Source organism: Lacrimispora sp., from assembly GCF_031982545.1.
Classification (GTDB): domain Bacteria; phylum Bacillota; class Clostridia; order Lachnospirales; family Lachnospiraceae; genus Lacrimispora.
The window spans coordinates 534,752-560,854 of record NZ_DALYXB010000001.1; the positions used below are offsets into that span (position 1 = coordinate 534,752).

32 protein-coding genes are annotated in these 26,103 nt (G+C 39.5%); 8 read left to right on the forward strand and 24 right to left on the reverse strand.

What is annotated here, in order from left to right:
- Positions 1-75: 75 nt before the first annotated feature.
- Positions 76-870 carry an amidohydrolase family protein gene (locus ABS301_RS02560; protein WP_349670699.1) on the reverse strand — a complete coding sequence of 265 codons (795 nt, stop codon included), beginning with the start codon at positions 868-870 and terminating at the stop codon, positions 76-78.
- A gap of 116 nt (positions 871-986) precedes the next feature.
- Between ABS301_RS02560 and ABS301_RS02565 the strand changes: the two genes are divergently transcribed.
- A complete protein-coding gene (locus ABS301_RS02565; RefSeq protein WP_349670700.1) occupies positions 987-1,262 on the forward strand; it encodes a winged helix-turn-helix transcriptional regulator in 276 nt (91 codons plus the stop codon).
- A 123-nt stretch (positions 1,263-1,385) separates the two neighbouring features.
- Positions 1,386-3,125: an ABC-F family ATP-binding cassette domain-containing protein gene (locus tag ABS301_RS02570; RefSeq protein ID WP_349670701.1), complete on the forward strand. Its 1,740-nt coding sequence runs from the start codon at positions 1,386-1,388 to the stop codon at positions 3,123-3,125.
- A 1-nt stretch (position 3,126) separates the two neighbouring features.
- On the opposite strand, the gene ABS301_RS02575 is transcribed toward ABS301_RS02570, so the two are convergent.
- Positions 3,127-3,462, reverse strand: coding sequence for a winged helix-turn-helix transcriptional regulator (locus ABS301_RS02575; protein ID WP_349670702.1), 336 nt, complete (start codon positions 3,460-3,462; stop codon positions 3,127-3,129).
- A gap of 113 nt (positions 3,463-3,575) precedes the next feature.
- Here ABS301_RS02575 and ABS301_RS02580 point away from each other — a divergent pair, with 113 nt between their 5' ends.
- The 4 genes from ABS301_RS02580 (at position 3,576) to ABS301_RS02595 (ending at position 7,081) form a co-directional block, all read left to right on the forward strand.
- The gene (locus ABS301_RS02580) at positions 3,576-4,220 is read left to right on the forward strand and encodes a flavodoxin family protein (RefSeq protein WP_349670703.1); all 645 of its coding nucleotides are present in this window, start codon (positions 3,576-3,578) and stop codon (positions 4,218-4,220) included.
- Between the two features lie 109 nt (positions 4,221-4,329).
- On the forward strand, positions 4,330-5,610 hold the full coding sequence (locus ABS301_RS02585; RefSeq protein ID WP_349670704.1) for an acyl-CoA thioester hydrolase/BAAT C-terminal domain-containing protein: 1,281 nt from the start codon (positions 4,330-4,332) through the stop codon (positions 5,608-5,610).
- Between the two features lie 84 nt (positions 5,611-5,694).
- Complete coding sequence (locus tag ABS301_RS02590) at positions 5,695-6,249, forward strand: MarR family winged helix-turn-helix transcriptional regulator (RefSeq protein WP_349670705.1); 555 nt, start codon at positions 5,695-5,697, stop codon at positions 6,247-6,249.
- A gap of 115 nt (positions 6,250-6,364) precedes the next feature.
- Positions 6,365-7,081 (forward strand): LbetaH domain-containing protein, encoded by a 717-nt coding sequence (locus ABS301_RS02595; protein ID WP_349670706.1) that lies wholly within the window; start codon positions 6,365-6,367, stop codon positions 7,079-7,081.
- Between the two features lie 36 nt (positions 7,082-7,117).
- On the opposite strand, the gene ABS301_RS02600 is transcribed toward ABS301_RS02595, so the two are convergent.
- The 5 genes from ABS301_RS02600 to ABS301_RS02620 form a co-directional block, all read right to left on the reverse strand.
- Positions 7,118-7,327: a hypothetical protein gene (locus ABS301_RS02600; protein WP_349670707.1), complete on the reverse strand. Its 210-nt coding sequence runs from the start codon at positions 7,325-7,327 to the stop codon at positions 7,118-7,120.
- A 21-nt stretch (positions 7,328-7,348) separates the two neighbouring features.
- Positions 7,349-8,548: a hypothetical protein gene (locus ABS301_RS02605; RefSeq protein WP_349670708.1), complete on the reverse strand. Its 1,200-nt coding sequence runs from the start codon at positions 8,546-8,548 to the stop codon at positions 7,349-7,351.
- Positions 8,549-8,729: 181 nt separating this feature from the next.
- On the reverse strand, positions 8,730-10,592 hold the full coding sequence (locus tag ABS301_RS02610) for a glycoside hydrolase family 3 protein (protein ID WP_349670709.1): 1,863 nt from the start codon (positions 10,590-10,592) through the stop codon (positions 8,730-8,732).
- Positions 10,593-10,691: 99 nt separating this feature from the next.
- Positions 10,692-11,156, reverse strand: coding sequence for a YaiI/YqxD family protein (locus ABS301_RS02615; protein ID WP_349670710.1), 465 nt, complete (start codon positions 11,154-11,156; stop codon positions 10,692-10,694).
- Positions 11,157-11,162: 6 nt separating this feature from the next.
- Positions 11,163-11,918 carry a hypothetical protein gene (locus ABS301_RS02620; protein ID WP_349670711.1) on the reverse strand — a complete coding sequence of 252 codons (756 nt, stop codon included), beginning with the start codon at positions 11,916-11,918 and terminating at the stop codon, positions 11,163-11,165.
- Positions 11,919-12,049: 131 nt separating this feature from the next.
- Here ABS301_RS02620 and ABS301_RS02625 point away from each other — a divergent pair, with 131 nt between their 5' ends.
- A complete protein-coding gene (locus ABS301_RS02625) occupies positions 12,050-12,646 on the forward strand; it encodes a TetR/AcrR family transcriptional regulator (RefSeq protein WP_349670712.1) in 597 nt (198 codons plus the stop codon).
- A 72-nt stretch (positions 12,647-12,718) separates the two neighbouring features.
- Here the strand turns inward: ABS301_RS02625 and ABS301_RS02630 are convergent, their stop codons facing one another.
- Entirely contained in the window at positions 12,719-13,264 is a 546-nt protein-coding gene (locus ABS301_RS02630; protein ID WP_349670713.1) for a ferritin-like domain-containing protein, read from the reverse strand.
- Between the two features lie 79 nt (positions 13,265-13,343).
- Positions 13,344-13,940 (reverse strand): acetate uptake transporter, encoded by a 597-nt coding sequence (locus ABS301_RS02635; RefSeq protein ID WP_349670714.1) that lies wholly within the window; start codon positions 13,938-13,940, stop codon positions 13,344-13,346.
- A gap of 198 nt (positions 13,941-14,138) precedes the next feature.
- Between ABS301_RS02635 and ABS301_RS02640 the strand changes: the two genes are divergently transcribed.
- Complete coding sequence (locus ABS301_RS02640) at positions 14,139-14,567, forward strand: YcbK family protein (protein ID WP_349670715.1); 429 nt, start codon at positions 14,139-14,141, stop codon at positions 14,565-14,567.
- A gap of 84 nt (positions 14,568-14,651) precedes the next feature.
- On the opposite strand, the gene ABS301_RS02645 is transcribed toward ABS301_RS02640, so the two are convergent.
- From ABS301_RS02645 to ABS301_RS02715, 15 genes are all read right to left on the reverse strand, one after another.
- Positions 14,652-15,260 (reverse strand): PsbP-related protein, encoded by a 609-nt coding sequence (locus ABS301_RS02645; RefSeq protein WP_349670716.1) that lies wholly within the window; start codon positions 15,258-15,260, stop codon positions 14,652-14,654.
- A 146-nt stretch (positions 15,261-15,406) separates the two neighbouring features.
- Entirely contained in the window at positions 15,407-15,976 is a 570-nt protein-coding gene (locus tag ABS301_RS02650) for a hypothetical protein (RefSeq protein WP_349670717.1), read from the reverse strand.
- A 98-nt stretch (positions 15,977-16,074) separates the two neighbouring features.
- Positions 16,075-16,578 (reverse strand): hypothetical protein, encoded by a 504-nt coding sequence (locus tag ABS301_RS02655; protein WP_349670718.1) that lies wholly within the window; start codon positions 16,576-16,578, stop codon positions 16,075-16,077.
- Positions 16,579-16,724: 146 nt separating this feature from the next.
- Complete coding sequence (locus tag ABS301_RS02660) at positions 16,725-18,023, reverse strand: alkaline phosphatase family protein (protein ID WP_349670719.1); 1,299 nt, start codon at positions 18,021-18,023, stop codon at positions 16,725-16,727.
- 21 nt (positions 18,024-18,044) lie between these two features.
- Entirely contained in the window at positions 18,045-19,274 is a 1,230-nt protein-coding gene (locus tag ABS301_RS02665) for an MFS transporter (protein ID WP_349670720.1), read from the reverse strand.
- A 15-nt stretch (positions 19,275-19,289) separates the two neighbouring features.
- Positions 19,290-19,487, reverse strand: a complete 198-nt coding sequence (locus tag ABS301_RS02670) for a YwbE family protein (protein ID WP_277408382.1) — start codon at positions 19,485-19,487, stop codon at positions 19,290-19,292.
- A gap of 31 nt (positions 19,488-19,518) precedes the next feature.
- A complete protein-coding gene (locus tag ABS301_RS02675) occupies positions 19,519-20,946 on the reverse strand; it encodes a serine hydrolase domain-containing protein (RefSeq protein ID WP_349670721.1) in 1,428 nt (475 codons plus the stop codon).
- Between the two features lie 73 nt (positions 20,947-21,019).
- Complete coding sequence (locus ABS301_RS02680) at positions 21,020-21,586, reverse strand: flavodoxin family protein (RefSeq protein ID WP_349670722.1); 567 nt, start codon at positions 21,584-21,586, stop codon at positions 21,020-21,022.
- Positions 21,587-21,739: 153 nt separating this feature from the next.
- Positions 21,740-22,228 (reverse strand): MarR family transcriptional regulator, encoded by a 489-nt coding sequence (locus ABS301_RS02685; protein WP_349670723.1) that lies wholly within the window; start codon positions 22,226-22,228, stop codon positions 21,740-21,742.
- 24 nt (positions 22,229-22,252) lie between these two features.
- A complete protein-coding gene (locus ABS301_RS02690) occupies positions 22,253-22,708 on the reverse strand; it encodes a metallophosphoesterase family protein (protein ID WP_349670724.1) in 456 nt (151 codons plus the stop codon).
- Positions 22,709-22,717: 9 nt separating this feature from the next.
- Entirely contained in the window at positions 22,718-23,188 is a 471-nt protein-coding gene (locus ABS301_RS02695) for a flavodoxin domain-containing protein (RefSeq protein WP_349670725.1), read from the reverse strand.
- A 30-nt stretch (positions 23,189-23,218) separates the two neighbouring features.
- Positions 23,219-23,797, reverse strand: a complete 579-nt coding sequence (locus ABS301_RS02700) for a TetR/AcrR family transcriptional regulator (protein ID WP_349670726.1) — start codon at positions 23,795-23,797, stop codon at positions 23,219-23,221.
- 43 nt (positions 23,798-23,840) lie between these two features.
- A complete protein-coding gene (locus ABS301_RS02705; protein WP_349670727.1) occupies positions 23,841-24,611 on the reverse strand; it encodes a flavodoxin family protein in 771 nt (256 codons plus the stop codon).
- Between the two features lie 135 nt (positions 24,612-24,746).
- Positions 24,747-25,148 carry an iron chaperone gene (locus ABS301_RS02710; RefSeq protein ID WP_349670728.1) on the reverse strand — a complete coding sequence of 134 codons (402 nt, stop codon included), beginning with the start codon at positions 25,146-25,148 and terminating at the stop codon, positions 24,747-24,749.
- A gap of 44 nt (positions 25,149-25,192) precedes the next feature.
- Entirely contained in the window at positions 25,193-26,086 is an 894-nt protein-coding gene (locus ABS301_RS02715) for an EamA family transporter (RefSeq protein ID WP_349670729.1), read from the reverse strand.
- Between the last annotated feature and the right edge of the window lie 17 nt (positions 26,087-26,103).

Below are 26,103 nucleotides of genomic sequence, written 5' to 3' on the forward strand. Positions count from 1 at the left end.
TTAATTGAATCAGTGGAATAATACATACGTATCACTTCAAACAGTATATTACAGATGCAGGAAATGTCAAATACGTTATTCTGTAATCTGCAAAAGTCTTGCTATATTTCCGCCTAAAACAGCATCCGAAATCTCAGTCGAATTTGCAAAGCGTAAGATTGTATCTTTTGATATTTGTAAATCTCCAAATGGACGGTCCACACCGAAAAGGCATTTGTCTGGCACTTCATTAATAACAGCGCCTAAAACAAATGTAGAATAGTAGGCAGATGTATCAAGATATAAATTAGGTATTTCTTTTACCAGATTTATGGTTTCAAGCCAGTTGCACCCGCCCAGATGTCCCAGAATCACCGGAGTCTTTGGATATTCAAGGGCAAGGGCTGCAATTTCATTAATATCCTGAAAAGTCAACGGAAAAAATCCATGAATCCACACTGGCAGGTTATTAAATTCCAATGAGGCACGGAAAATATTCCTCATTAAATGAATCTGCCCGCTGCCCGGAGTAAATTCTCCCATTCCGGCCAAACTGTTCTTACAGATTACATCGTTCACATATTGCAGTGTCTCCTGCAAATCCAGACCAATGGGAACAGCACCAAAACCGATGTATCTGTCCGGATACCGGGTGATTGCTGCTGCAAGCTCAGATGCGGCCCTTTTTCTTGCTTCTATCATAGAACCTTTTTTACCAGCCAGTAAATCATTTAAAAATTTTATTGAAGTACCCACCTCATCGAAATTTTTAGACGTTTCCGGATGAAATGTAGTAGAAAATAAAACCGTTTTATCAACTCCTGCCTTATTCATCGCATTAATATGCTCCTCAACCGGTAAAGTTACATGGGAATGTCCATCAATAATCATAGTTTCAACCTCTTTCCTTATACTTGATGTTATCATCAGCTCCTATTATAATGAGTTTATATAATAAGAAAAGTATGCACTTATTTGTAGTATACTTACGAAAAGGAGAGTACTCAATGACCGAAAAAATGTGTTTCGTAGGCAATAAAGAGCCATTTGAATACACACTTTCCATTGTAAGCGGCAAATGGAAATTAAAAATCATATACCTTTTGGCCTGTACCACACCGGTCAGATACGGAGAATTAAAAAGGAGTATATCCGGTATTACGCACAAAATGCTGAGTACACAGTTAAAGGAACTGGAGAAAGAGAATATAATTGAACGAAAAGAATATCCCCAGGTTCCACCCAAGGTTGAATACTATCTGACAAAAAAGGGGAAAGCCTGATTCCCATCGTACGCTCTATGTGCGAATGGGGAAAAGAAAATATAACCAGATAAACGAATTAATTGAAATAATTAATAAAAGATGGTATGCTACCAAAGGTAAATTCACACATGGAGGACTTACATGATAAAATTTGATAACCTGTCTTACTCATTTCCGCAGAAGGATTTGTATCATAACATCTCGTTCAATTTAGAAGACGGCCAGCACTGCGCCTTTATCGGAACCAGCGGAAGTGGAAAAAGTACGCTGATTCATATCCTAATGGATCCTGATAAATATATGTTTGATGGAAAACTGGACATATCTCCCAATTGCAGAATTGGATATGTAAGCCAGTTCTATGAACGAGACGATGCAGAGGATATAACGGTTGCCCAATATATAGGCGCGGAATTTACAAAACTGCAAAACGAAATAACATCCATCTGTACTGAGATGGAAACTTCATCAGACATCGATAAACTTCTGGAAAAATACCAGCAGGCTCTGGATGCCTTCCAGGCAATTGACGGAGATAATTTTGAAACCAACATGAATAAGCAGTTAGGTCTGGCAGACTTAGGTAAGCTGGAAAACCTGCCTGTCTCTCAGCTTAGCGGGGGCGAGTTCAAGCTGGTTCAGGTAATAAAGGAGATGCTGACTCAGCCTAATTTAATTATTATGGATGAACCCGATGTTTTTCTGGATTTTGAAAATTTAAATTCTCTTAAAAACCTGATCAATTCACATAAGGGCACTTTGCTGGTTATTACCCATAACCGGTATTTATTAAATCATTGTTTTAACAAAATTATTCACCTGGAAAATAAACTGCTTCAGGAGTTTGACGGACGGTATATTGATTATAACTTCACTTTGCTGCAAAAGAAGATTGAATTACAGGAACTGGCAGTGGCTGACACAGAAGAAATCCAGAGAAATCAGTTTATCATTAACAATTTAAGATCACTGGCTACCACACACACAGAAGCAGCCAGAGGAAAATCCTTAAAAGCGAGAAAGAAAATCCAGGAACGGTTAATCGCCCGAAGAATTCAGGCACCATTTGTGGAGATCAAACAGCCGGATATTCACTTCACCGTTGCCAATGAGCTTAAAGATGCAATCGTATTAACTGTGAATGATTACAGTGTGTCATTTGATGAAATGCTTCTGAACAATGTTAACTTTGAAATCAAATCCACTGATAAAGTTGCCCTGATCGGCCCCAATGGAACCGGAAAAACTACATTACTCCGCGATATCTATAAAAACAGCAAGGATTCCATAGAGATCAATGAAACCATTCAGACAGCCTTTTTGTCCCAGCTTCAGGGTGAAATGTTAAATGAGTCTGAAACAGTATTGGATGATTTTTTCAGCCTTGGGTTTCAGACATACGATGAAATCAGCTCCTATCTTTCCAACTATACATTTGATGAATCGGTCCTTCATCAAAAAATTGGTGCCCTGTCCGGCGGCGAAAAAAATATACTTCAATTAGCTAAAATTTCTGCGGGTAAAGCAGACCTGCTGCTGCTTGATGAGCCTACCAGCCATCTGGACACCTACTCACAGATAGCATTGGAACAAGCTATTGCAAACTACAAGGGTGCAGTTTTGATGATCTCTCACGATTTTTATACCATCGTAAACTGTGCGGACTATGTTTTAATCATTGAGGATAAGACAATCCGGAAAATGAGCATGCGTAAATTCAGACAAATGATTTATGCCAGACATTTTGATAAAGACTATTTAGAATTAGAGCAAAAGAAAAAGGCAGTGGAGACAAAAATAGAGCTGGCCTTAAAAAACACCGATTTTGAACTGGCAAAGGGCTTATCCGAAGAATTGGAAGCTATTATTGAGCTCCTATAAATTACTGCCACGCTTTTATTTCATATGCTCCTGCCCCCATTGATACATCAGCTCCAATTGGGATCAGGGTGCGGCCTTCTTCAGTCAGAGAATATTCCACGCGGGGCGGTACTTCGTTGTATTGCTCCCTGTGGATTATACTGCTGGCTTCCAGTTCTTTTAGCTGCGCGCTTAATGTTTTATGTGCAATCGGGTGCAGTTCTCCCCACAATTTATTATATCGGATTATTCCCGCCTCATAAATCTTCCACAAAATGATCCATTTCCACTTTCCTTCTACAGCCGACATCGTGTAATACATGGGACAGCTGCTGTAATTTCCTTTAAAATCCGACATTCGTTCCTCCCTGCTAACAAAAAAGTTAGTATCTAACAACAATGTGCATACTTCTCTTACTGAGTATAAGGATATATAATTTATCTGTAAAAATCAAGTAGGAGGATATTACTATGAAAGTGATCGCAATCAACGGAAGTCCCCGGAAAAATCACAATACGGCTGCTCTTCTAAAAAAAGCACTTGAGGGTGCCCAGGCAAATGGCGCGGAAACGGAGCTCATTCATTTGTACGATCTAAACTATAAGGGCTGTATCAGTTGTTTTGCCTGTAAGAGAAAAGAGGGACCATGCTACGGAACATGTGCCTATCAGGATGATTTAAGTCCCATTCTTTTGAAAATCAAAGAGGCTGACGCCATTATCCTGGGATCACCCATCTATCTTTGCGATGTAACCGGACAAATGCATGCCTTTTTGGAACGCCTTATTTTTCCTTATATCACTTATACAGAGGGATACAGAAGCCTTTTTGAACGAAAAATCAAGACCGGATTTATTTATACCATGAATATGACTGCCGAACAGATGGAAGAACGGGGCTTTCACCCAACATTAGACGGTATTGAAAGTTTTCTTAACAGGACCTTCGGGTATAGTGAATCACTGTTCTCCTATGATACATACCAGTTCGATGACTATGAGAAATACGTTGCTCCCATTTTTGATGAGCATCATAAATCTATGGTCAGGGAGAACCAGTTTCCAAATGACTGTGCTATGGCCTATGATATGGGAACGCGTTTTACCATACAGTAAATATTCGGTGTCCTCTTGTTTTATTAGACATTATATTGACTTTATTCCATGACTGGAGTATTCTATTATTAGACAGTATATTGTCTATTCATCATAAGGAGGATTCATCATGAAAGTAGAAGTAGAGAATCAGGAAGCATTGGTAGATGAAAAAGTCAGGATCAGAATTTTCGATTTACTCCCATACAGTCAGTTAAGGGTAAGTTTAAAAATGGAACTCCCCTGGTGCAGTGGGGAAGAATTCTCTTCGTATGCTGTTTTTATTGCTGGCGAATCTGGAGAAATTGACCTGGATACTGCAATTCCTATAGAAGGAACCTACAAGACGGCTGACAGTATGGGACTTATCTATTCATTAGAACAAAATAAATCCGAAGGAAAGAATATTGGTGAACATATCTCGGTAGACAATCCCATTCTTATGAACCTGCTATTTGAAGCTTCTGCTGAAAAGAAAGAGATACAGTTAAAAAGATGTTTTAAAACAGATGATATTCAGATTAAACCGATTCACGGCGATTTTACGGGTCAGCTCTTTTATAAACAGAACTCGGGTAATAAAACTATTTTAATGCTTGGCGGATCTGACGGACATATGGAAAGCCTGTATCTTATGGCGGCTCCCCTTGCCTCAAAAGGATTTAATGTACTGACTGTATCCTATTTTAATTCTGAGGGATTGCCGGAAAAACTGGAGGAAGTTCCGCTGGAATATTTCGAGAAGATTTTTAACTGGTTAGCAACCAGTAAAATTACTGATACAAAAGATATTTATATTCACGGTACTTCCAAGGGGGGAGAACTGGCTCTTCTATTGGCTTCCAGGTATAAACAGATTAAAAAAGTCGTTGCAGTGGAGCCTCATACCTATTGTTTTCAGGCTCTTGACGGATTAACCAACGGAAAAAATGTATCTTCCTGGTCCTATCACGGAAAATCAATTCCATTTATTCAGGTAGATAATGATATCTTCTTTGAGGACCGAAAAAAAGACATGGAAAAAGGAATTCCGTTCGGTTTTACCAGCACTTACAGAAAAAGTATTGAAAAAGCAAAAAACCGCTGGGAAGCACGTATAAAAGTGGAAAATTCACAGGCAGATATTCTTTTGATCTGCGGAGAAAAAGATAATATCTGGAACAGCCATGAAGCATGCAGGGAAATTATCAATCATTTAGAAAACAGTGATTACTTTCATCATTACGAAATAATGTCCTTTGAAAATATGGGGCATCCCCTGCCCATCCCTTATATCATTCCATTAAACTTCACTTTAAGTATACCAATGGATGGCGGCGTTTTTACTTCTGGGGGAACTCTGGAAGGAAATGCCGAAGGCCAATATGCGTCCTTTCAAAGAACAATTGAGTTCTTTCACCAGAATTCTTGACCGCTGTCTCCCATGGCTATATAATAATAGACAACATATTGATTATATACCATAAAAAATGTTAGTGAGGTTATGATAACTGCCATGGATTACGAGAAAGAATTTAATCTATTATATCTGATGGAACAGGTTTATTCCTGTTTGATTTCTGTTTCAAACAAGCTGCAGGCAACCGGTGATAAATATAGCGAGCCGTTAACATCCAGACAATATATGACTGCGCTTGCTATCCTTCATTTGCCGGAGAATGAAACAACAATCAATAATATTGCCGGTAAATTAGGGGCGACCAAACAAAATATGACCCAGCTGGTAAACAGCCTTTGTAAAAAGGGCTTTGCCGAGATTATCCCCAGTCCCAAAGACAAAAGAGCCGTGAACGTGCATTTAACTGAATCGGGTCTCAAAACCTTAACAGACTGTGGCGTCAGCGTATCCATTGATTTTATGGCAGACACTTTTAAAGCTTTTGATGAAGAAGAACTTAAGACCCTATGGAAGCTGCTGAAAAAATTATACCGTTTTGACGGCGTGGAACTTGATGGGCTGGAAGAGAATGTAAATGTGCCAAATGCGTTTAGCGAAGAGGAGATAAAATCCGCAATAGACAGATTCTCCAGCAGAAGAAATACTCTTTAGAACACGGAGATTATCTCCAACACCATTTTGTCCCTGTTTCATATACTATATTGAGGCTTGTTTATTTATGATCATAACGGCATTGTTAGCGACTGTAACGCCAGGAGGAAAACAAATGCAGAATGCGTATCATAACCTCAATGATTTTTCAGGCAGGCCCATTCGTACTTTTAACATAAACGCCCACTTCATCGCGTCGAATCCGCCTACCTCCTTTAACCCCAGAAGCATCTACCCCCGCATACACAAAACTGCTTATGTAGGACCATTCTCATCAATTATCGGAGATGTCTCAATCGGGGAAAATGTTTTCATCGCACCTAATGTGAGCATACGAGCTGATGAGGGGACTCCGTTTCATATCGGTTCCAATACAAATATACAGGATGGCGTAATTCTGCATGGTTTGGAACACGGAAGAGTCCTGCACGACGGAAAAGAATACTCTATTTATATTGCAAATGAAGTCAGCTGCACACACGGCTGCATCATCCACGGACCATGCAAATTGGAGAACCGGGTTTTCGTAGGCTTCCACGCAATTGTACTAAACGCAATTGTGGGAGAAGGAAGTTATATTTCTATCAACGCCCTTGTAACCGGAGGAATCCGGATTGCTCCAAATCGTTTTGTTCCACCAGGAGCCATTATAGAAACGCAGGAACAGGCTGACGCACTGGGACCAGTACCTGCAGATCAGGAAGAATTTGCCGAAGAAGTTCAACACATCAATCAGCAATTCCCACCTGCCTATTCCCTTCACTTCGGTTCCACCAGATGCAGCTGCGGACTTGCTTGTGACTGTCATAGCGTAAAAGCTATATTAGACTAAATTAAGCTCTCCTGATTCCATATCATGGAGAGCTATTTACTTGTCAAGATCCTTATTTCTCTTCTTGATCCGTGAAGCCACTGCACATACGAAAAGACCACCCACCATTGCAGTATAGTCAAAAATACTTTTATAATCTCCTAAAAAGCTCATGAATTTAAACTGAAGGTTCAATGTAGAAAGAGCAATTGACATAATTCCTATTAGGAAAAAGCAGGCACTTCCCGTAATAATCTTATCAATCATAGACATACTCCATTTCTGATTTTAAATATAACAGTACTGTTCAAAGAAAGCCTTCAAGACCTCGCTGGCAGCCTCAACGCGAACTTCCGTTGTAGTTCCATCTGCCATAACAAGTTCCACGATACTTTCAGTAAATCCTTTTGTTCCATTAAAGCCGGAGATTTCATCTAAATTAATACAGCATTCGTATTCATCAAGATAAGAAATACAAAGTTTATCAGCAGTTAATACAGCTGCCGATTTCATATTGTTTAAAAGATCCATGGGTATGGCGGCAATCACTTCATTCTCCTCAATCCCCTGCCTGTCCAAAACACACGCTTTTAAATTGGCCATCTTTTTTTCATCAATTTCCCCAACCAGACAAAGCTTTTTAAAATGATTGAACTTTTTTAAATTGTTTATCACTAACCTGACTTTATTGGTATGTAACCATTCAACATCCGGAACCCATTGGCCATCCCTTGGCCCGCTCATATAATTTTTCCTAAATAAGAAGCTTAAAAAGGAATTGGATATCAGAGCATTATTTGATCCATCACCAGCCATTCGCTCCGCATATTTCGAAATAAAACCGGTAAATTGCATAAACTGATTTAAGCCCGATCTTTCTGAAATAGTCCCATATCTTCCAGTCTGCATACATACTAAAGTAAAATCTTTATTTACTGCACACGCCTGAAGCGTCCAATCTAAATTAATCAGGGTTGTTCCCGTCTGCCAAACATGGGATAACTCTTTCAATAATGGCAGTTTAAGATTTTTTAGATTGGCCGCTTCACTGTCCACCTCACAAATCCATTCACAGGCCCGAATCTTTTTTAAACTAATAACCGGGATACTGTCCATGATAAGTTCATACATACCATCTGAAAAACTTTTTTTTCTTTTTATTCCATACTGGACAGGATGTCTCAACGAACCAGGAATTACCTTAAAATGCTGCCCTGGAAGCGCAGTCAATCCTCCAAACGGCTGAATGAAATACTGAAGCTCACCTCTATGACGCATCGTATAAATCTGAAGCAAATCATATCCTGCTTTTCCTCCTATGAATGAGGTAACAGTTGAACCGATGGAGGCCTTTACAGCGTTGACCTCTTGAAGAGTAATACTTTTTACATCTAATAATTCGATATTCTGGGCTTTACATTCCGCCGTAATCTGATCAATTCTGCGATCATATGCAAAATCTATGCTTTGATTAAAAATATTTGCCATGAAACACTTCCCTTCCACAAATTTCTAAAAATTTTACATTATTGTGTCTTATTATGGAATAATCACAAAAATTATATCATATATATTGAGAAATAAATATATAAAATATTAGCATTTTACATAATTTTCCATCTAATTACGAAAGTGTTTCAGTTACTTTCTGGGGAAACAGATTAATCCTTTACTTTCCCGGGGAATATGTTAATCCATAACCCACTGGATACAGAACCTGATCTGTTCTGATATCCTCAACCCTTGAGTAGTAAGGCATTGGCAGAGTCCCTTTAAAGGCTTTCTTCCCTGTCAGCACATTGGCAATACCATCACCTTCACTTCCTGGAAGATAACACATAACAATTCCGCCCCACTGTTCCATATAGTCGCTGATGATAACATTTCTGCCAGATACAATTAACGCTACTGTGGGGTTCCCCAGACTTTTTGCCTGGTCAATTGCCTTTTTATTATCGGTCAGACCCAGACTGCCGGTTATATTGATGTCTGCACTGTCACCTTTCCATTCTGTGTATGTCTTTTCTCCCAGACACAATAAGGTCAGATCAGCATCAGCCGCTTTCGCCGGATCAGTAATAATGGTCAGATCATATTCATCTGCAAGTTCCTTCAATCCATCCAGAATTGTTTTACCTTCCGGGATCCATTTGCGTCCATGATTGTCTGCATCTGTACTTCCCAGCCAGGTAAACGTCCAGCCACCGCACTGAGCCCCTACATCATTTGCGGCAGGCCCTGTAACATATATTTTGGTTCCCTTCTTAATTGGCAGTATGTTATTGTCATTTTTTAATAATACAAGACTCTCTTCTACCAATGTTCTGGCTAAATCTCTGTATTCTTGTGATCCCATACTGCTCTCTTTCGTGGTTACCTTCTCCATCATAGGATCATCTATAATTCCCATTTCCTTTTTAACCGTAAGAATCCGGCTGACTGCATCGTTTACACGGTCCATAGAAATTTTGCCTTCATTGACTGCATCAACAATATATTTCCGGCAATTTTCAAAATTGGAGTCTTCCATCAGCATATCGATCCCTGCATTGACTGCTGTAATTGTCTGATCTTTTAAGTTGTCCCCCGGTATGTTATGTATGGAATTCCAATCGCTTACTATGAAACCCTGAAAGCCCATATCTTTTTTTAGTATGGATATGTATTTTTCATTGGCATGCATTTTTATACCATTTACGCTGCTGTGACTGATCATAATAGTCTTAACACCAGCATCGATTTGTGCCTGATAAACCTTTAATAGATCCTGAATTTCCGCCTCTGAAAGCCTGGCATCACCACGGTCAATCAACCGCTTTTCTCCCTCTGAATTTTCACCAGTTCCGTATAAAACATTACCGTCTGCAAAAAAGTGCTTTGCACAAGGGAGAAGTCCTCCATCAATTAATCCCCTGGTATACGCTGCTCCCAGTTCTGCAACCATACCGGTTTCAGAAGAAAAGCTCTCATAGGTACGTCCCCATCTTGGGTCCTGCGCTGCAGATAAACACGGCGAAAAGCTCCAGAGCATCCCTGTGAGTTTTGCCTCGTCTGCCACTGCCAATCCCATCTGATAAGTTAGTTCTTTATCATTGGCGGCTCCGATCCCTATATTATGGGGAAATATAACGGCACCTCTGCAGCCAGCAAGGCCATGAACCTGATCATTTCCATAGATATAGGGCACGCCTGCCTCAGAACTTATGGCTTCCTTCTGATATTTCAGGATCATATTCTTCCACTGCGATGCGCTTAAGAAATTCTCACCAAATGTGGATAGAATGCTTCCGTAGCAGTTCTCCTTCATCAGATTATCCGGCATATTATATACCGCTCCCTGTACCATCTGAGCCGCCTTTTGATCAAGTGTCAATCTGTTCAGGATATTTTCCACCGATTTGCTGTCAGTCTTGCTTTCTGTTTCAGCAGAAGTACTTACTTCCGTTCGGCTTACGTTACTGGTCTGATTACCCACGCATCCTGACAATACCATCATGAAAACCAGACATGCCCCTGTCACGCCACTTCTCATCACTAAATCCCCCTTATAATAAATTTGCATACCGTTATCAACAAGTTTACTCTTGTTAATCACGATATGCAATATTTATCTATCCCCGGGGCATAGAACTTACTTTTTCAAATCATCCCTTTCACTGGCATAAGTAATCAGCTTACGAAACGATTCTTCAAAATGTCTGTCATCTTCTTTTGTTCTTTTTGAAGGTCCACTAAGATGATTTTTTGCCTTTGCTCTCCTTGCTTCTTTTGCGATATGCCGTTCCATCAGGAGCTGATCAATATTATCATTGGTATACCACTTTCCCGACTGATGAATTCCATATGCACCTTTTGAAAGTGCCATAGCTGCTACTCCATAATCCTGTGTCACCACAATATCACCGGCTTTGCACAGGTTTATTAACGCAAAATCAACAGCATCCGCTCCTGCACCAATGATCCTGATCTCACTGTAATCAGACTGTAATACATGATTGGTATCACAGAGGAGGCAAACAGCTGTTTTATTATCTTTAGCTGTTTTTTCCACAATTCGAACCACTGGGCAGGCATCTGCATCTACATAAATTGTCATTGGTTTCTACCTCATTTTTTGATAGGTATTTAGTAACTCATCATTAATTATATATGCCTTACCATCTGCAGTCAATTTGGAATCTTCGTCTAATACCCGTGCCCGATAGGTCCAGCCCGCAGGAAGATCCAGTTTATCACCTAAGGTTTCCAGATCATCGATAGTTAAGCCTGGATCTACTTGTTGGGAATAGGACTGCATTCGATACACATCACCAGCGGGGGAGGTTAATTCATATACCATATTTCCTCTCAGGTAATAGTACGTTGTTTCTCTGTTTACTACATTTTCGGTATACTTTTTACTTCCCAGGGAACCTTGAAATATTGTTGTATGAAGCTTTGCCCTCTGAGTCATTTCAATACCACCAAAATTTGCAATTTTCCCATCCTTTGACATGGGACCCGCTTCTATTTTATTTACCACCCAATGCCTTGGTCCATTTGCCAGTACTGCCATTGCACCATACTCTTTTGCCAGGGCATCTGTATCAATCTTCTCCCAGAGATCCTCGGGAAGTTCATTGGAATTGACGGTATTGTACACTTCCATAGAAAGCTTAGCCCCTTTTCGGTAAACAGCTATAATTTCCCCGTAGCGGTGATCTCTCCAATCATCGCCAGGATCCATAAACTGTGTTTTTTCAACAGAAGGTATTCTGTCTTCAAATTCTTTCATATTGCCGCAAAACAAATAAATCAATGCAATGGCAATTATCAGTAATGCCAATATTATTATTTTCCAAGTCTTTGATTGAATCATTGTTTTTCCTCCTTTTAATATACATTGTTTTTATAAAAATATTTTAATATACATTTGTATCGTAACTCATTATATGATATAATCGAATGAAAGTAAATGATGTTCAAAGATAAGAGACAGGAGGCCTTATTTTGTATCATATAAAAGAAGACAAACGTTCCAAACAATCATCAAACCTGATTTTCAATGCGTTTCAATCTCTGCTTTATGAGAAAAATTACTCCGATATTAAAATAACAGAGGTTATAGAACGGGCTCAAGTCAGCCGGGCGACCTTTTACAGAAATTACGATACACTGGAAGATATTTTAAGATACGAATGTGATCAAAAGTTTATTGCATTAAAAGAATATATTGCTGGATATTATCTAAATCAGAATTCGGAAAGAAATACCCATCCACTGGACCTGCTAAAACCTTTTTTAAGATTCTGGTATTTAGATTCAGGTATCATTGAATTATTAATCAGGATCAGCAACAAAGAAATATTATATAGTAATATATCAGACCTGGTTAAGAAATTAATAGACAGAGTAAAATCAAATCCTGACAAAGACCCCTTTTATGAATATAGTTTAACCATACGTTCCAATATCATTATGGGAATCCTGGAAGTCTGGATATTAAACGATAAAAATATGGCTCCCGATACATTGAGCATTCAGGTAATGAAACATCTTTCAGAATCTTTGAAATACAAAGTTGATATCAGCAACAGCGATATTTAGCCGTGAACAGACATAAAAATAAGGCGGCTGTTTTTCTTAGAAATGTAAGAAAAATCAACCGCCCGTTTTGTTTTAACCTCTACAACCATTTTTGGTATAAAGATAACTATATAAAATCCCATGTCTGAGTTCATCCGTTATGATTTCAATCATCATATTAATATGCTCACGAAATTCCATAGCGTAGAGAATGTTACGATATCTTACCACAGCATTCTGCTCTCCTAAAAGAGCACGTGATAACCCCGCACAATAACTTTCCGGAATAACGAACTGCTCTTCCTGAACCTGTTGAGGCATTATTCCGGTGATTTCGGTAAATAACTGCTTAAACAAAGCATAATGACCGATCTCATTATCACGAATTCCAGATATAATTTGTTTGTCTTCATCCGATGGGGCATTTTCTATTAACCAAGAATAAAATAGTCTGTCTTCGGTTTCACCTGCAAGTGCCTGCTGAATCAAATCCAGTGCATTGGGCAGGTTTTGCGGAAATGTAAATATATCAGCAGTTTGTTGTCCTCCCTGCATGTTTGATGCGTTCATTGCGGACATATATGGAGTTGCATAACCATAATTATAGGGAGCGTAGCCACCGTATTCATAATTACTCATTATTTCTCTCCTAAGAAGATACTCTGAATAGTATATGAAGCAATACAAAACCGGTGTCTGTACTCCGTCTGATTTTTAATTATAAAGGTAATACCGTCTTTTTAAATTCCTGGTTTAAAACCTGTCCCACTGAATTATAGATAGCAGATACACCACAGAAAATCCCCACATATCCGGCAATTGTATGTATGGATTCGGCTCCTGTAAAATTAGCCAGTGACAGCAGGAAGAATAAAACGGTCAGAGAGCCAAAAACAACCTGGCTGGCGCGATTATGTTTTAAAGTTCCAATAAACATAAAAAGTGTGAACACACACCATAAGCCTAAATAAAATCCCATGCTTTTGGGATCAGCAGCTTCGATTCCTTTAAACGGGTTAATCCAGATTAAAATCAAAGACCACCAAAAGAAACCATAGGCTGTAAATGCTGTTGCACCAAACGTGTTGTTTTTCTTGAATTCCATGATACCAGCTATGATCTGTGCGGCACCACCTAATCCAAATCCCATTGCTACAATCACAATGGATAAAGGAATCAATCCTGCATTATGGATATTTAGCAGGCAGGTAGTCATTCCAAATCCTAAAAGTCCAAGAGGAGCCGGATTGGCAATGGAGGGAGTGGATGGGGCTGTTGGTGTTGATTGAATTACTGAAGCTGTTTTGGTTGACATTAGTTGAAAATCCTTTCGTTGTTGTATATGCGAAAACGCACCTGGCATATAATATCATCTATTTTAGAAAAACACAACAAAAATCTTATCTTCCGTTTACAAAATGGAGGATTGTTACTTTTTTATATTCAGAGGCACACATAAGATGGCCGCGGTATCTTATAAACGCCTCAAACCTATAAGAAAGAAGGATGAAATATGGCAGTGAAAACCTATTCGCTTTCCAAAGACGGCGAGACTCGTCTGAGCACCAATTTTAAGGTTAAGGAATTTGCATGTAAGGATGGAAGTGATAAGATTCTGATTGACGGAGATTTGGTTGCCTATTTACAGAAGATCAGAGACTGGGCCGGAACCGCTGTAACAATTAACAGCGGCTACCGGACAAAAAGTTACAACGAATCCATTGGCGGCGCAACCAATTCTTATCATGTGAAAGGACAGGCTGCTGATATTGTAGTCAGCGGTAAAACCACTTTAAATGTAGCCAGAAAAGCAGAAGACCTTGGTATGAAGGGAATCATGCAGTATATTACAAGCGGTTTTGTCCATGTAGATACGAGAACATCAAAATATTTTGCTAAAGTACAAAACGGGACAACCACTTCTGTATCCACCTTTGATTGAGAATAGATACAAACATAATTATAGCGCCCTGCTTCATGTTCCTGAACCAGGGCGCCAAATAACGTAAAGTACTGTCAGATTACATCAGCCGGTAAATTCAATGGATGATATAATTGAATTCAATATGTCTTCATAATCATTGCTTAAATCGAATTTATAGGTACAGTTAAATTGAAAAGAAACAGGTCCAACTATGGTTTCATACTGTGTCATAGTATATTCCACATCATCGGCCTTATATTGAAATACAAACTTAATCGCTTCATTGCCATCAATGGTTGTTTTTGTTAAATCTGTTATAACCACGTCTTTATAGCTTTCTGATAAAAGTGCTTTGTAATCTTCTTCTGTTCGATTGAAATCCGTGAGCCAGGCTTCCCCTCTGGAATACCAAAAAACAGGATCACTCCCTGATTTTGAATCAAAAAAATTAACATAAGATATATCTTCCCCAGGGTTTTCCTCAGATGTCCAATCTGCCGGATAATTGAATTTTATTACTTTATTGGTATAACTGTTTATCTGGGGTAATGACTGCGCTATTGCAGATGACGATGTTTCTGCTTGTATCGATGTCTCATTTGCTGGAGATGACGATTCTTCTTTCAGATATTCTGGCTGCGTTTTATTTTGGCAGGCCGATAACAATAACATTACTCCTGCAGCAAGTGCAAATAAACACGAAGTATTCATTCTTATAAATCTCTTTAACACAATTCACCATTTTCTTTCTATTTTATTCCTGACTATACACATGCTCCACAAACTTAAAAATCCGTAACGTTTCAGCCGCTGCTTCCTGATTAGCCTGTTGCTGCCAAAACGCGACATGTAATTTTTTAACCCGTAACATCAATGGAAGACGTAGTTCCTCCATTTGCTCTTGCCGCGCTGTTCCACGCCTGATTGTATATTCCCCACAGTTGGGATTCCCGGGCATCTTCCGCTTTCGATCCATAGGAAATCCATCTGCCATTGGAAAAAGAGGCTACCATCTCACCATTACTGTCGTAAAATTCGGCGTAAGAAACATCATCTGCTTCTTTGCTATACTTTACAGAGCCAAACATATAATCCAACAGATTAAAGGTTTTCGGTTCCTGTCTGGTATTTTTATAAATCGCTTTTAATCCCTGTGAAATAATACTTTTCCTGTCAGGGGAGACCGCAGAAACGTAACTTTTTACCAGATTTCTAAATCCGGCTGAATCGGACTGGAATTTTCCGTCTGCCTGATCTTTTTTTGCCTGCTCGATGATAGCTGTCTTATACTTTTCATCGCTCATTGCCGGTGCTGTCTTTGTGTTAAAATGAAAATCGGTATAATCCGGGGAAGGCACACTCCCCCGTTTTACTGTACCGGAAAGCTGGCGGCTTTGCACCAGGGATTTATCATTTCCTACGCGCATCTTTTTTCTGCTCCTTTTCTTTTTCAGGAAAGACTTCCATATGGGCTGGTCATATGAAAATCCTTCCCGTAATTTATACTTAGATATCTGGTTAGAAATTAAAAGGAGTCATCCCAATAAATTGTAATATAAGGATTGGAATATGATTTAGATCCAATGTCTAATATCATACCATGGGAAATCGCGCCGCTGATACAGGTAGCGTTAAAGGAAATTGTATAGGTTCCATTGGCTTTGGAAGCCAAAAAACCGCTTGTTCTCAAAGTTGTATTTTCCTTACCGTTCCAAGTCACTTTCTCTGCTGAACTTCTGTTACTGCTGGCCACTGTCAGGTAATTGGTAAGTACAGCTCCTGAATATTTCAGCGAACCCGGATTTACCTCAAGCTTTGTAATAACAGCATTTGCCGGAAGACCGGAAACACGGAATGTAACTTCACTGGAATTGCCGGTTTGACCCTTATTTAATGCAAGACTCATGGTGCCGGAAGAAGTCACTTTTTTGGTTCCTGTTGCAGCATATGCTGAGGTAGTTGCTGTAAATGCCATTGTTATAACTAATAAAGCACTGAAAAGTAATTTTAAACACTTATTTCTACTCATAAAAATGCCCCCTGTTCTAAATTAGTAAGAAAATTCCAGCAACCAGCCTGCTGCATCCCTTATTATATTTATCGGTTTCTTTGAGACATTTCTAAGATTTTATTCATGATTTGATATTCCATTTCAGCATAACTGTTAAAATAGCCTTATTCTCTTATATTGAGAAATGCATCTTCCAGTACTTTACCATCACAAGGCCCGAAGTCAACACCAAGAATGGAAGCTATGGTTGGGGCAATATCGACCATATGGATTTCTCCCAGCTGATATCCTTTTTTAATCCCTTTTCCTGACACGACAAAGCAGCAGCCATATTCTGGCTTCTCCGGAGAATATCCATGAGTGGCATAGGTTTTATTCTCTTTTTTTAAATCCGTTACAAGAGAACCAGAAATTCTGTCATCAAAGCTATATCCCAGTTTTGCTTCCAGCATACAGCCAGAAACCGGGAAGGCATGGAACCGTTCCAGTTCTTCCCCGGTATAGATTTTCTCTACACCTAAATTTTCCTCTCCTGCCGCTTTTCGAAGAATCCGCAGCGCGCGCTGCTTCGCCTCGTCATCATTTTCCTTAACGTGCAAATAAGCTGACCCGCCTGTGGACTGCAAATATGCCCTCCAATGCAGGCTCCCATGTTCTTCATAAATAAGACCGTCTTCTTTGAGTAATTGATTCAGCCTCACCTTATATCTGACATTTTTCTGACCATGATCACCCAGTACCATGAAGACTGTTTCCTCTGAAATATCTGCCTCAGCAACAGCATCCATCATCGTTCCGATTCGTTCATCCATGCGCAGGAGAACCTGATCAATCTCAGTACTGTCTGTCCCATAATGATGTTTTGCATCGTCCAGATCAATGAAATGAATCATTAAAAGCTCCGGTTTCTTTGATATTATCGTGTCTGTACCGCACATAACCGTAAAATCATCCAGGTAGGGCTGCTCAATTCCTTTTCTTATTTTTCCATATTTTCTCTCAAGCCCCATACAATAAAGGGGATTTCCGTTTTTTAGTATTTTAAGAGCCTGATTTTCACGTCCGATTGCTTTTATCTCAGGCATATTATAACCAATGGAGGCCTTTCCTGTGACAGGCCATAAAATTGCGGCTGATTTCATCCTGTGCTTTTTTAATGCTTCATACACGGTGGGTACCCTGATATCTTTTCTGAACCAGAACCATGCCTGCTCTTCTTCTCCAACAAAAGGCTGGAGCGGGTTATTATGATAAATTCCGTGTTTATTCGGATAAACTCCCGTCATCATAGTGGTATGGACAACATAGGTAAGAGTCGGATACACACTTTTTAATTTCGTACTGTAAACCCCGTTTTCTATTAAACGGGAAAGATTTGGAAGCCGGCTTGCTTTCTCCCAGTTATCTTCAGAAAATGCATCATAAGAGATTACGATCAGATGCTTTGCTTTTTCACTGCTCATTTTATCACCCCATCCTTCATCCTATTTTTCTTCCACAGGAAGCTTGATAAATATAATAAATCCCACTAAAAAGAGGGGTATAATTCCAATAATACTCCATCTTGCATTGCCTGTAACTGCGGTTGTAAGGGACATCAGAGTAGGGCCCATTATTGCTGAAAATTTACCAAAGATATTATAAAACCCAAAGAATTCGTTGGATTTTTCCTTTGGAATAATCTTAGCAAAATAGGATCGGCTCAGTGCCTGAATCCCACCTTGTGCAGAACCAATCATGGCACCAAGGATGAAGATGTGCCAGACGGAAGATATAAAAAATGCAGCAATGCAGGAAATGATATAAGTGAAGATTCCTATGATAATCATGGTTCTGGCAGAGAATCGTTTTGCCATATTTCCATAAAAAATCGCACATGGGAAAGCAATGATCTGAATAATCAGCAGGATCGCCAGAAGGGAGAAGGTATCCAGTGCATCGTTTCCCATCACTGCTGTGGCATAAGGGATTACCATCTTAATAATGGTATCCACACCATCAATATAAAAGAAATAGGCACCAAGAAAGATAAATACAGCCCGATACTGTTTCATTTGTTTAAATGTTTCTGCCAGCCTTTTAAAACTATTCTTTATGGTATCCTTCCCGGGTTCCACATAATGAATCTGTTTTACATCTCTTATCATGGGAATGGTAAAAAGTCCCCACCATAAAGCTGTAATAATAAAACCAATCTGATATCCGATGGATTTTTCCATTCCCAGAAGAAAGATCAGTATCAGACTAATACCAAAAGGGATGACACTGGATATGTAGCCGAACGCAAAACCAAGGGAGGATATCTTATCCATTCTTTCATCACTGGTGACATCCACAATAAATGCATCGTAAAAAATATTAGATCCTGCAAAGCCAATTGCTGACAGAATAAAAAACAGAATTAAAAGCTGCCATTGCCCGCTGGAAGGAGGGATAAACGCCAGTGATGCTGTTGACAGGACTCCCAGACAGGTGAAGAATACAAAAAAACGCTTCTTTTTGTCCTTATAATCGGCTGCAGCGCCCAAAATGGGACTTAAAGCCGCTACCAGGATACTGGCAATGGAGTTGAAATATCCCAGGTCCATGCTGCGTTTCACATTATCAAACATTCCGAACATAATCGGAAGTAGCGCGGTTGTGACAGCCATGGAATAAGCTGAATTACCGCAGTCAACCAGTATCCATGATTTCTCTTCCCTGCTTAAATTCATGATTGAATCCTCCTGTTACTGGTCCACGCCTCCCTGTACTCTCCCTACAATTCCGCCTTCCAGCATTACTTTAATGCCTCTTGGATGGTTGGGAGAATTGGTTAGTATTCTCTGGACTACACCCTCAGTCAGTTTGCCTGTTCTCTGATCCTGTTTTTGCACCACCATAACGCGGTCGCCAATTTTAATGTTTTTTCTTACTGTTCCGTCCATTTTTGTCTCCTCATACCACCAATTCCAATTTTTATATTTTAACGTAATTGAGAGTCATTTCCTGCTGCGCAGTCAATTGTAAAACCAGCTGTTTCCTTTCCTCACTAAACGTAAACTTAAGTTTTGTGTTTAGTGGAGTCTCATAATGCCAGATGCAGGCAGCAAACTCCTCATGATTCCACTCCCCATAGCAGACCGCTCTGTAAAAGGATTCGGCTTCCCAGAATGGCTTTGTGGTCCAGACCCATTCTTTCTCTGCAAAACGAATCACAGATAAAGGTTGGGAGTTTTCCCCCTTATACAGTGCAAGCAGACATTCACCATTTTCAAAATTAAAGCTGATCTTTTTTATATTGAAATCTTTCTCCTCTGCAATGCCAGAAGAAAGCCGGTAGGACGCCCGAAATAAGGGATAGGATTCTGAATTTTCGTTCACCTTCAGATGTGTCTGGCCTGACTCAAACTCAATTAGTTTACTGTTATCATCACTTTGAGGCAGAGCCCCTTCCCCTCCAAGTGCTGGAAGAAGATCACTCCAGACCAGTTTCATAAATTTACCCATGTCTAAATTGCTTGTTACTGCAACAACGCAGTTATATTCAGGCATAACGATACAGTATTGTCCATACATACCATCTGCGCGGTACACTCCTTCGGGCACACATCTCCAGAACTGGTATCCATAACCCTGAGCCCAGTCATTATCGGCTTCGTCTCCGTTGCTAATCTGTTTGGAGGTTGCTTCCTCAATCCATGCAGCTGGTACCAGCTGCCGCCCATTGTATTCACCTTTTTGCAGAAGCATCTGTCCAAAAACGGCGATATCCTCTGTTTTAATATTCAGTCCAAAGCCTCCAAAGCTGATACCCTGATTGTCTTCTTCCCAAACGGGATCAATTCCCAGTGGTTCAAACAGCCTGGGCATAAGATAGTCCACAAGCTTCTGCCCGGTTAATCTTGTAATAATCGCAGAACACATATAGGTACCCATGGTATTGTAATAGAACGCGCTTCCCGGCTCATTCTTTACATGGGAGCTTAAGAACCCCAGAATGTTATTATAATTCTCATCATCCCAGTTCCAGTTCTCATATGTCATTCCGGTTCCCATTGTCAGGAGGTTTTTCACGGTCATTTTCTTGATTTTACCGTCAACCTTTTCCCCCAGTTCTTTCATTTCAGCTGTAAAAATATCAGCAATCAGCGTATCTGTTGTCAGAAGTCCTTCCTCTATTGCCAGGCCGATTGCGATGGATGTAAAGCTTTTGCTTAACGAAAATAATTGGTGTCTGTACTGGGGTCCATAGGGCTTCCACCAGCAATCAGCAATATTTTTACCGTTCTTAAGCAGCATAAATGAATGAAGCTCTAATTCCTGTTGGTTTACTTTGTTTAAAAATGCCAGGATCGCCCGGGAATGAACTCCCTGTGATTCCGGTGTGGCTTTTTCAAGTCTCATACACTACCTCCCAAATTTAATCATATCATTTTGCATTTAACATCATTGTATGACAAATTGCCAAATAATACAATTAAATACTTGCTAAACTGGAACCCAAATACTTTAATTCTCTGCATAAGTCTTCTCTGTCATGGATTGATCCGTTTCGTAAATCAGTGACAACAGGAACCTCCTTTACATTAAATTCCAGGGTTCGAAACATTTGATTTGTATAGTCGATATATGGCTTAAACAGATCTGCATTGGGATTGCCCTGGTTAAAAGAAAGAACCATTTGTTTCTTAACAGCATTTTCTTTAAAGTAAGGGGAGAACCTTGGTGAAAACCGTGCAAACAGCCTGTCGGTGAATATCTTTCCCTGCCCACTCATCTGACCCATGTAGATTGGCAGGCCTAAGATGATAACTTCTGCATCCTCTATGGCATCATATATTTTCTGCATATCGTCATTAATAACACAGCCCTGATCTCCCTTATGGCAGGCCCAGCATCCCCTGCAAGGTTTTATATTAAGATTGTTAAAACTAAAAGACTGAGTTTGGGCACCCTGTTCTCTTGCACCCTCCAGCATTTTATTTACAATAAAGTCAGTATTGCCCTCTTTTCGCTCACTGGCGATAATTCCTATCATATTCATTTGAATCCTCCTTTTGAGTTGAATAATCATTCGTTTCTTTTTGTGTCCTAAGACTCATAATTACATGGTAATACTTTTTTGTTTCCTTGTCAACAATAATGGCATAATAAAAAGCAGCCCTCTTTTTCTTCCATAGGGCTGCCTCTGTATCAGTTATAATTTATCACACCAGCCAGACGTAATATCCACCCCCAGCTTTTTTATCTCTGCATCTAAATGTTGATTAAATTTTTCCGTAAAACCAAGCATACTGTCATACTGTTCTTCTGTTATTTTATCAAATACCGTTTTATCCCGCTCTATATATTCCCTATGCAATTCCTCATGTACATTGAATATCTTATCGCCCTGTTTTGTAAGCCTGAAATATACTTCTTTCCTGTTATCTGGTTTCTGATAACTTTCAATCAGACCCTTTTCAATAAGCTTCCTGGTCAGCTTACTGATTGCACTTCTTGTCATATAAAACGTCTCAGCAAGTTTTGTCACATTGGAATCTTCATTTCCACCAATGTATTCGATACAATGTACTTCAGAAGGATTAAACCCTTTCAGTCTGGTTTTCATTTTAAAGCTGTCAAGCCACATCTTCTTATTAAATAAATCCCAAAGTTCTGACATAACCTGTTCTTCTTTGCCCACAGCCTGTTCCTCCGTCCCTTCCATTTAGTCATGGGGAATTATAACCTTTTCATATTGATACTGCCCCCCATCCACAGTCATCCAGCTCATTGTAAGCTCCATATTAAAACGCCGCTTACCGCAGCTGCCAGGATTGAGATACAATACACCATCTATCACTTCAGAGAAGTATTTATGAGAATGCCCATAGATCACTACGTCCACTTCTGACAAATGTCTGGGGACATCTTTTCTGTTATGAACGATGAAGAATCTGACACCTTCAATGGTGACAGAAATGCTGGCCGGCAGTTCTTTCGCCCAATCCATGTCGTTATTGCCGCGCACCATATAGGTCTCTCCCAACATTCGGACAGCATCAGCAATGGATGGGGTATCAATATCTCCGGCGTGGATTATGCAATTGGCCGCATCCAGTTCAGTCATGACAGGCTCTCTCAGTATGCCATGAGTATCCGATATGATTGCAATGTGTTTCATTGGTTTTACTTACCTCATCATACCAGCAAATCGTGTTATGTTATCTTCAGCAACCTTCGACTGACTCTGTTTCGAACCGGTTATCTTCTTCATAATAAACTTCTCCAGAAAATTCATTTTTTCATAATTGCATTCTCCTCCAAAGAACCCTTTTGCAGCACACACTGCCAACAGGTCCTCAGGGAACGAGGAGTCAAGCTGCTTTTGTGCATCTTCTTCCTTTGCCATTCCGCATATAAAAAGCCCCAATTTTTTTCCTTTCAGAGTACTAAGATTGTCTGAGCAAAAACGCATTACCGGCTTTCTGATCTTTCCTGCATAGATGGAACCGCCTATGATGACTTTATCATATTTCATCAGGTCAGGAAGATTACTGTTCAAATCATAAATATCCACGTTTTCACCCAGCCTTTTTGCAAGAATATCAGCGCACGTTTTTGTAAATCCATATTTGGTTGCATATACGATTAATGTTCTCATTTTTAATACCTCTCCTATTAAATTGTAATGTTACACTCCAGCCGCCAAGCCTTTCATCGTAAAATCCGTGAGGTAATCCAAAATCTCCGGAAAATACTGTAATCCAATTTCTTCCTTATGAATCTCAATTGTAATGATAGATGTAAATATGGCCATAATCATTGTGCTGTCAATATCGTTCCTTATTTTCCCCTCTTCCTGCCATCTTTTTATGATTTCAAAAAAATCCTGATACATGAAGTCAAGCCGGTTAAGCCCCTTCTGTTCACGGAAATAATTCTCAATTTTAACAGATACCTCCTTGTTGTACCATTCTTTCAGAATCGGATTTGATTTCATACCTTTTAAATTTAATAGCATCAATTCCTTAACTACACTCCCTGGATCCTGGTCCATATTAACTGATTTCATTATTTTTTTCTTAAGCTTCTCGTTTTCTTCCAGATATAGTTCCATGAAAAGTTCATCTTTTGAGGAATAATAATTATAGAATGTGCCTGTTCCTATTCCTGATGTTTTCGTTATAGCCGAAACATTCGTATCCTTAAACCCGTTCCGGCTGAACAGTTCCTTTCCGCAATGAAACAAAATCGTTTTTGTATCTTTCAATATAAAGTCCTCCGAAAATCCTATATTAAATAGCGACTGGTTTCTAATTCATCCCCGCCATTCGATGTCCTATGTAATCAAAAATCCGACCCATCATCTTTTTAATGGGATTTAAGGATACCTCGTAATAATAATCCGATTCAAACCAGCCATTTTTCCTGTAGTACTGGTAATCATAATATTCATCGTTCAGCATTTCTTTCATGCTTGATCTGGACATTCTAAACATCATCAGCCTGAAAAAAGATGGGGATGGCGCCGTTTGACGCATCAGTACCTTGTTGAACCTTGCAGCGGCCTTTTTTATTTTAAGTGAGTTTTTTTTCTGTACATCTTTTGTGACCGGCTCCAGAGTTTTTAATACACAGCCTTTTGAAGTACTATATCCCAGATTCTCGCCCATATTTTTGAGGTACTTTATAATAGAGTTTCCCCCGTAAATTCCCTGAGTAACAATGGATGTAAATGCTTTTCCAAAAAAGTAAGGCCGATGCAGGAAGAAAGCTGTCCGATCCAACAGATTCTTCATGGAGGCCGAAACATGAAAAGCATAATTGGGAGTAGCAAATATTACCCCGTCAGAATGGATCAACTTATCAATAATCAGATCTCTGTCGTCGTGTAAGGGGCAGAATTTTTCTCCCTGATTGAAACACAGCTTGCAGCCTCTGCAAAACTCAATTTGATAATCCGCTAAAAAAACATACTCCAGTTCAATCTCCGTATGGGATTTTAAATTTCTCTCAAATTCACGGACTGCTTCATAAGTAGCTTTTTTCTGGGCACTTCCTATCAATGCAGTAATCTTTTTCATATAGAGCCTTTCCGTAACGAATAAGATGTGAATGAAAATAATATTATTCATTCACATCTTAGCATTTTCACTCCCTTACGTCAAGTTTAAATTCTGGCATTTTAATGCATAGCTCAGACTGTTATGGTTATTTCATCACAACCATTCATAACTCCATTTTGCAATCTCAGCGATTAGATCCAGCGGAAGCGTTTTATCATAAGGAAGCTGTATCGCACCCTTACTTGTTTTATACTCCGTCAGCCGTCCTGCAAAATGGACCATCGCATTCTCACCGGGATACACTCCCATATGTTTCTTAAATGCCGCAAAATGAATGATATTATGTCTTTTCCAGTATGTGGGCATCTTCCATGAAATACGTTCCTCTGCATCGGGCAATGCGGTTCGGATTGTATTCCGAACCAGATGCAAAAGCGGCTGAACCTCTTTTGCCTGAGCTTCAATATAGGCGTCTATGGTATTTGGCGCCTCACTGCAAAAATGATTTTGATCCTGATTTTTAAATTCCCGTCCACATTTTGGGCATTGCCACATATTAGATTCACCTTGTCCTTTCCCTGATTACCAGATCCTTAATCTTATCCTTCCATACCTAGTATCACAATACCAACAGCTGCGATGGCAATGACAAGATACTGTTTCCATGACAGCTTTTCCTTCAATATAATTCTTGCCCAGACAAGTGAAAAGATACAGTAAGATGAAATTAACGGAGCTGCAACAATTGCATTATCTCCCAACGCGAAAATATATGCAAATTGTCCTGCCGTTTCAAATACGCCTGCAAGTATCTTTGGTTTTTCAGCGGAAAGGCTGATTTTCTGTTTTTTAACAATCACCACATAAATAAAGGCAAAAATGGCCATCAGCAAAAATGTAAATTCGTATGCAATGTTGGCTGATCCTTCTCCGATATACCGGTCAAGAACCAATGCATCTGCAAACGTACCAAGTCCGTCAATGATACAGTAAAAAACAGGAAAGAAAACAGCAATGAAGCTATGTGTATATTTCCGATCCGGAACTATACCGGCCTGCATACGCTCTGCATCCTCCTGTCTTTTCTCAAAAACAGAAAGAGAGAAAATACCGATACATACCAATGCGACTGCAAAAAACTGTAAACCGCTCATTTTCTCTTTCAAAATAAAGTAACACAAAAGAGCCGCGACTGCACCTGATGAATTACAAATGGGTGTAGAGACAGAAAGGACCACATACCGTAAACCCACATAACCAAGTATCATTGCGAGAATATATAGAAATGATACAGGCAAATATGTAATAATATCTGATATTTGAAACTCTGCACCTCTGCTGAGTTCAATTACAGCATGTATTCCCATAATTGTACCAACTGCCATAATCATTTTCCAATGGCTGTATTTATCATCTGGTCTGGAACCTATTTTTGAAAAGAGGTCAGAACCACTCCAGAATAATATTGCTATCAGTGAAAGTATAAACCACATTGTTTTTCTCCTGTCTT

What these genes read in the sequence shown, in the direction of transcription:
- ABS301_RS02615 (WP_349670710.1), bottom strand. Translation starts at nt 11,156, where the DNA reads ATGACAATTTATGTAGATGCAGATGCCTGCCCAGTGGTTCGAATTGTG.
- ABS301_RS02645 (WP_349670716.1), bottom strand. Translation starts at nt 15,260, where the DNA reads ATGAATACTTCGTGTTTATTTGCACTTGCTGCAGGAGTAATGTTATTG.
- ABS301_RS02565 (WP_349670700.1), top strand. Translation starts at nt 987, where the DNA reads ATGACCGAAAAAATGTGTTTCGTAGGCAATAAAGAGCCATTTGAATAC.
- ABS301_RS02675 (WP_349670721.1), bottom strand. Translation starts at nt 20,946, where the DNA reads ATGAGACTTGAAAAAGCCACACCGGAATCACAGGGAGTTCATTCCCGG.
- ABS301_RS02705 (WP_349670727.1), bottom strand. Translation starts at nt 24,611, where the DNA reads ATGAAAAAGATTACTGCATTGATAGGAAGTGCCCAGAAAAAAGCTACT.
- ABS301_RS02690 (WP_349670724.1), bottom strand. Translation starts at nt 22,708, where the DNA reads ATGAAACACATTGCAATCATATCGGATACTCATGGCATACTGAGAGAG.
- ABS301_RS02715 (WP_349670729.1), bottom strand. Translation starts at nt 26,086, where the DNA reads ATGTGGTTTATACTTTCACTGATAGCAATATTATTCTGGAGTGGTTCT.
- ABS301_RS02610 (WP_349670709.1), bottom strand. Translation starts at nt 10,592, where the DNA reads ATGAGAAGTGGCGTGACAGGGGCATGTCTGGTTTTCATGATGGTATTG.
- ABS301_RS02710 (WP_349670728.1), bottom strand. Translation starts at nt 25,148, where the DNA reads ATGTGGCAATGCCCAAAATGTGGACGGGAATTTAAAAATCAGGATCAA.
- ABS301_RS02585 (WP_349670704.1), top strand. Translation starts at nt 4,330, where the DNA reads ATGAAAGTAGAAGTAGAGAATCAGGAAGCATTGGTAGATGAAAAAGTC.
- ABS301_RS02575 (WP_349670702.1), bottom strand. Translation starts at nt 3,462, where the DNA reads ATGTCGGATTTTAAAGGAAATTACAGCAGCTGTCCCATGTATTACACG.
- ABS301_RS02630 (WP_349670713.1), bottom strand. Translation starts at nt 13,264, where the DNA reads ATGAGTAATTATGAATACGGTGGCTACGCTCCCTATAATTATGGTTAT.
- ABS301_RS02635 (WP_349670714.1), bottom strand. Translation starts at nt 13,940, where the DNA reads ATGTCAACCAAAACAGCTTCAGTAATTCAATCAACACCAACAGCCCCA.
- ABS301_RS02640 (WP_349670715.1), top strand. Translation starts at nt 14,139, where the DNA reads ATGGCAGTGAAAACCTATTCGCTTTCCAAAGACGGCGAGACTCGTCTG.
- ABS301_RS02620 (WP_349670711.1), bottom strand. Translation starts at nt 11,918, where the DNA reads ATGATTCAATCAAAGACTTGGAAAATAATAATATTGGCATTACTGATA.
- ABS301_RS02670 (WP_277408382.1), bottom strand. Translation starts at nt 19,487, where the DNA reads ATGGACGGAACAGTAAGAAAAAACATTAAAATTGGCGACCGCGTTATG.
- ABS301_RS02655 (WP_349670718.1), bottom strand. Translation starts at nt 16,578, where the DNA reads ATGAGTAGAAATAAGTGTTTAAAATTACTTTTCAGTGCTTTATTAGTT.
- ABS301_RS02605 (WP_349670708.1), bottom strand. Translation starts at nt 8,548, where the DNA reads ATGGCAAATATTTTTAATCAAAGCATAGATTTTGCATATGATCGCAGA.
- ABS301_RS02695 (WP_349670725.1), bottom strand. Translation starts at nt 23,188, where the DNA reads ATGAGAACATTAATCGTATATGCAACCAAATATGGATTTACAAAAACG.
- ABS301_RS02590 (WP_349670705.1), top strand. Translation starts at nt 5,695, where the DNA reads ATGGATTACGAGAAAGAATTTAATCTATTATATCTGATGGAACAGGTT.
- ABS301_RS02580 (WP_349670703.1), top strand. Translation starts at nt 3,576, where the DNA reads ATGAAAGTGATCGCAATCAACGGAAGTCCCCGGAAAAATCACAATACG.
- ABS301_RS02665 (WP_349670720.1), bottom strand. Translation starts at nt 19,274, where the DNA reads ATGAATTTAAGCAGGGAAGAGAAATCATGGATACTGGTTGACTGCGGT.
- ABS301_RS02660 (WP_349670719.1), bottom strand. Translation starts at nt 18,023, where the DNA reads ATGAGCAGTGAAAAAGCAAAGCATCTGATCGTAATCTCTTATGATGCA.
- ABS301_RS02680 (WP_349670722.1), bottom strand. Translation starts at nt 21,586, where the DNA reads ATGAATATGATAGGAATTATCGCCAGTGAGCGAAAAGAGGGCAATACT.
- ABS301_RS02650 (WP_349670717.1), bottom strand. Translation starts at nt 15,976, where the DNA reads ATGCGCGTAGGAAATGATAAATCCCTGGTGCAAAGCCGCCAGCTTTCC.
- ABS301_RS02560 (WP_349670699.1), bottom strand. Translation starts at nt 870, where the DNA reads ATGATTATTGATGGACATTCCCATGTAACTTTACCGGTTGAGGAGCAT.
- ABS301_RS02570 (WP_349670701.1), top strand. Translation starts at nt 1,386, where the DNA reads ATGATAAAATTTGATAACCTGTCTTACTCATTTCCGCAGAAGGATTTG.
- ABS301_RS02600 (WP_349670707.1), bottom strand. Translation starts at nt 7,327, where the DNA reads ATGATTGATAAGATTATTACGGGAAGTGCCTGCTTTTTCCTAATAGGA.
- ABS301_RS02595 (WP_349670706.1), top strand. Translation starts at nt 6,365, where the DNA reads ATGCAGAATGCGTATCATAACCTCAATGATTTTTCAGGCAGGCCCATT.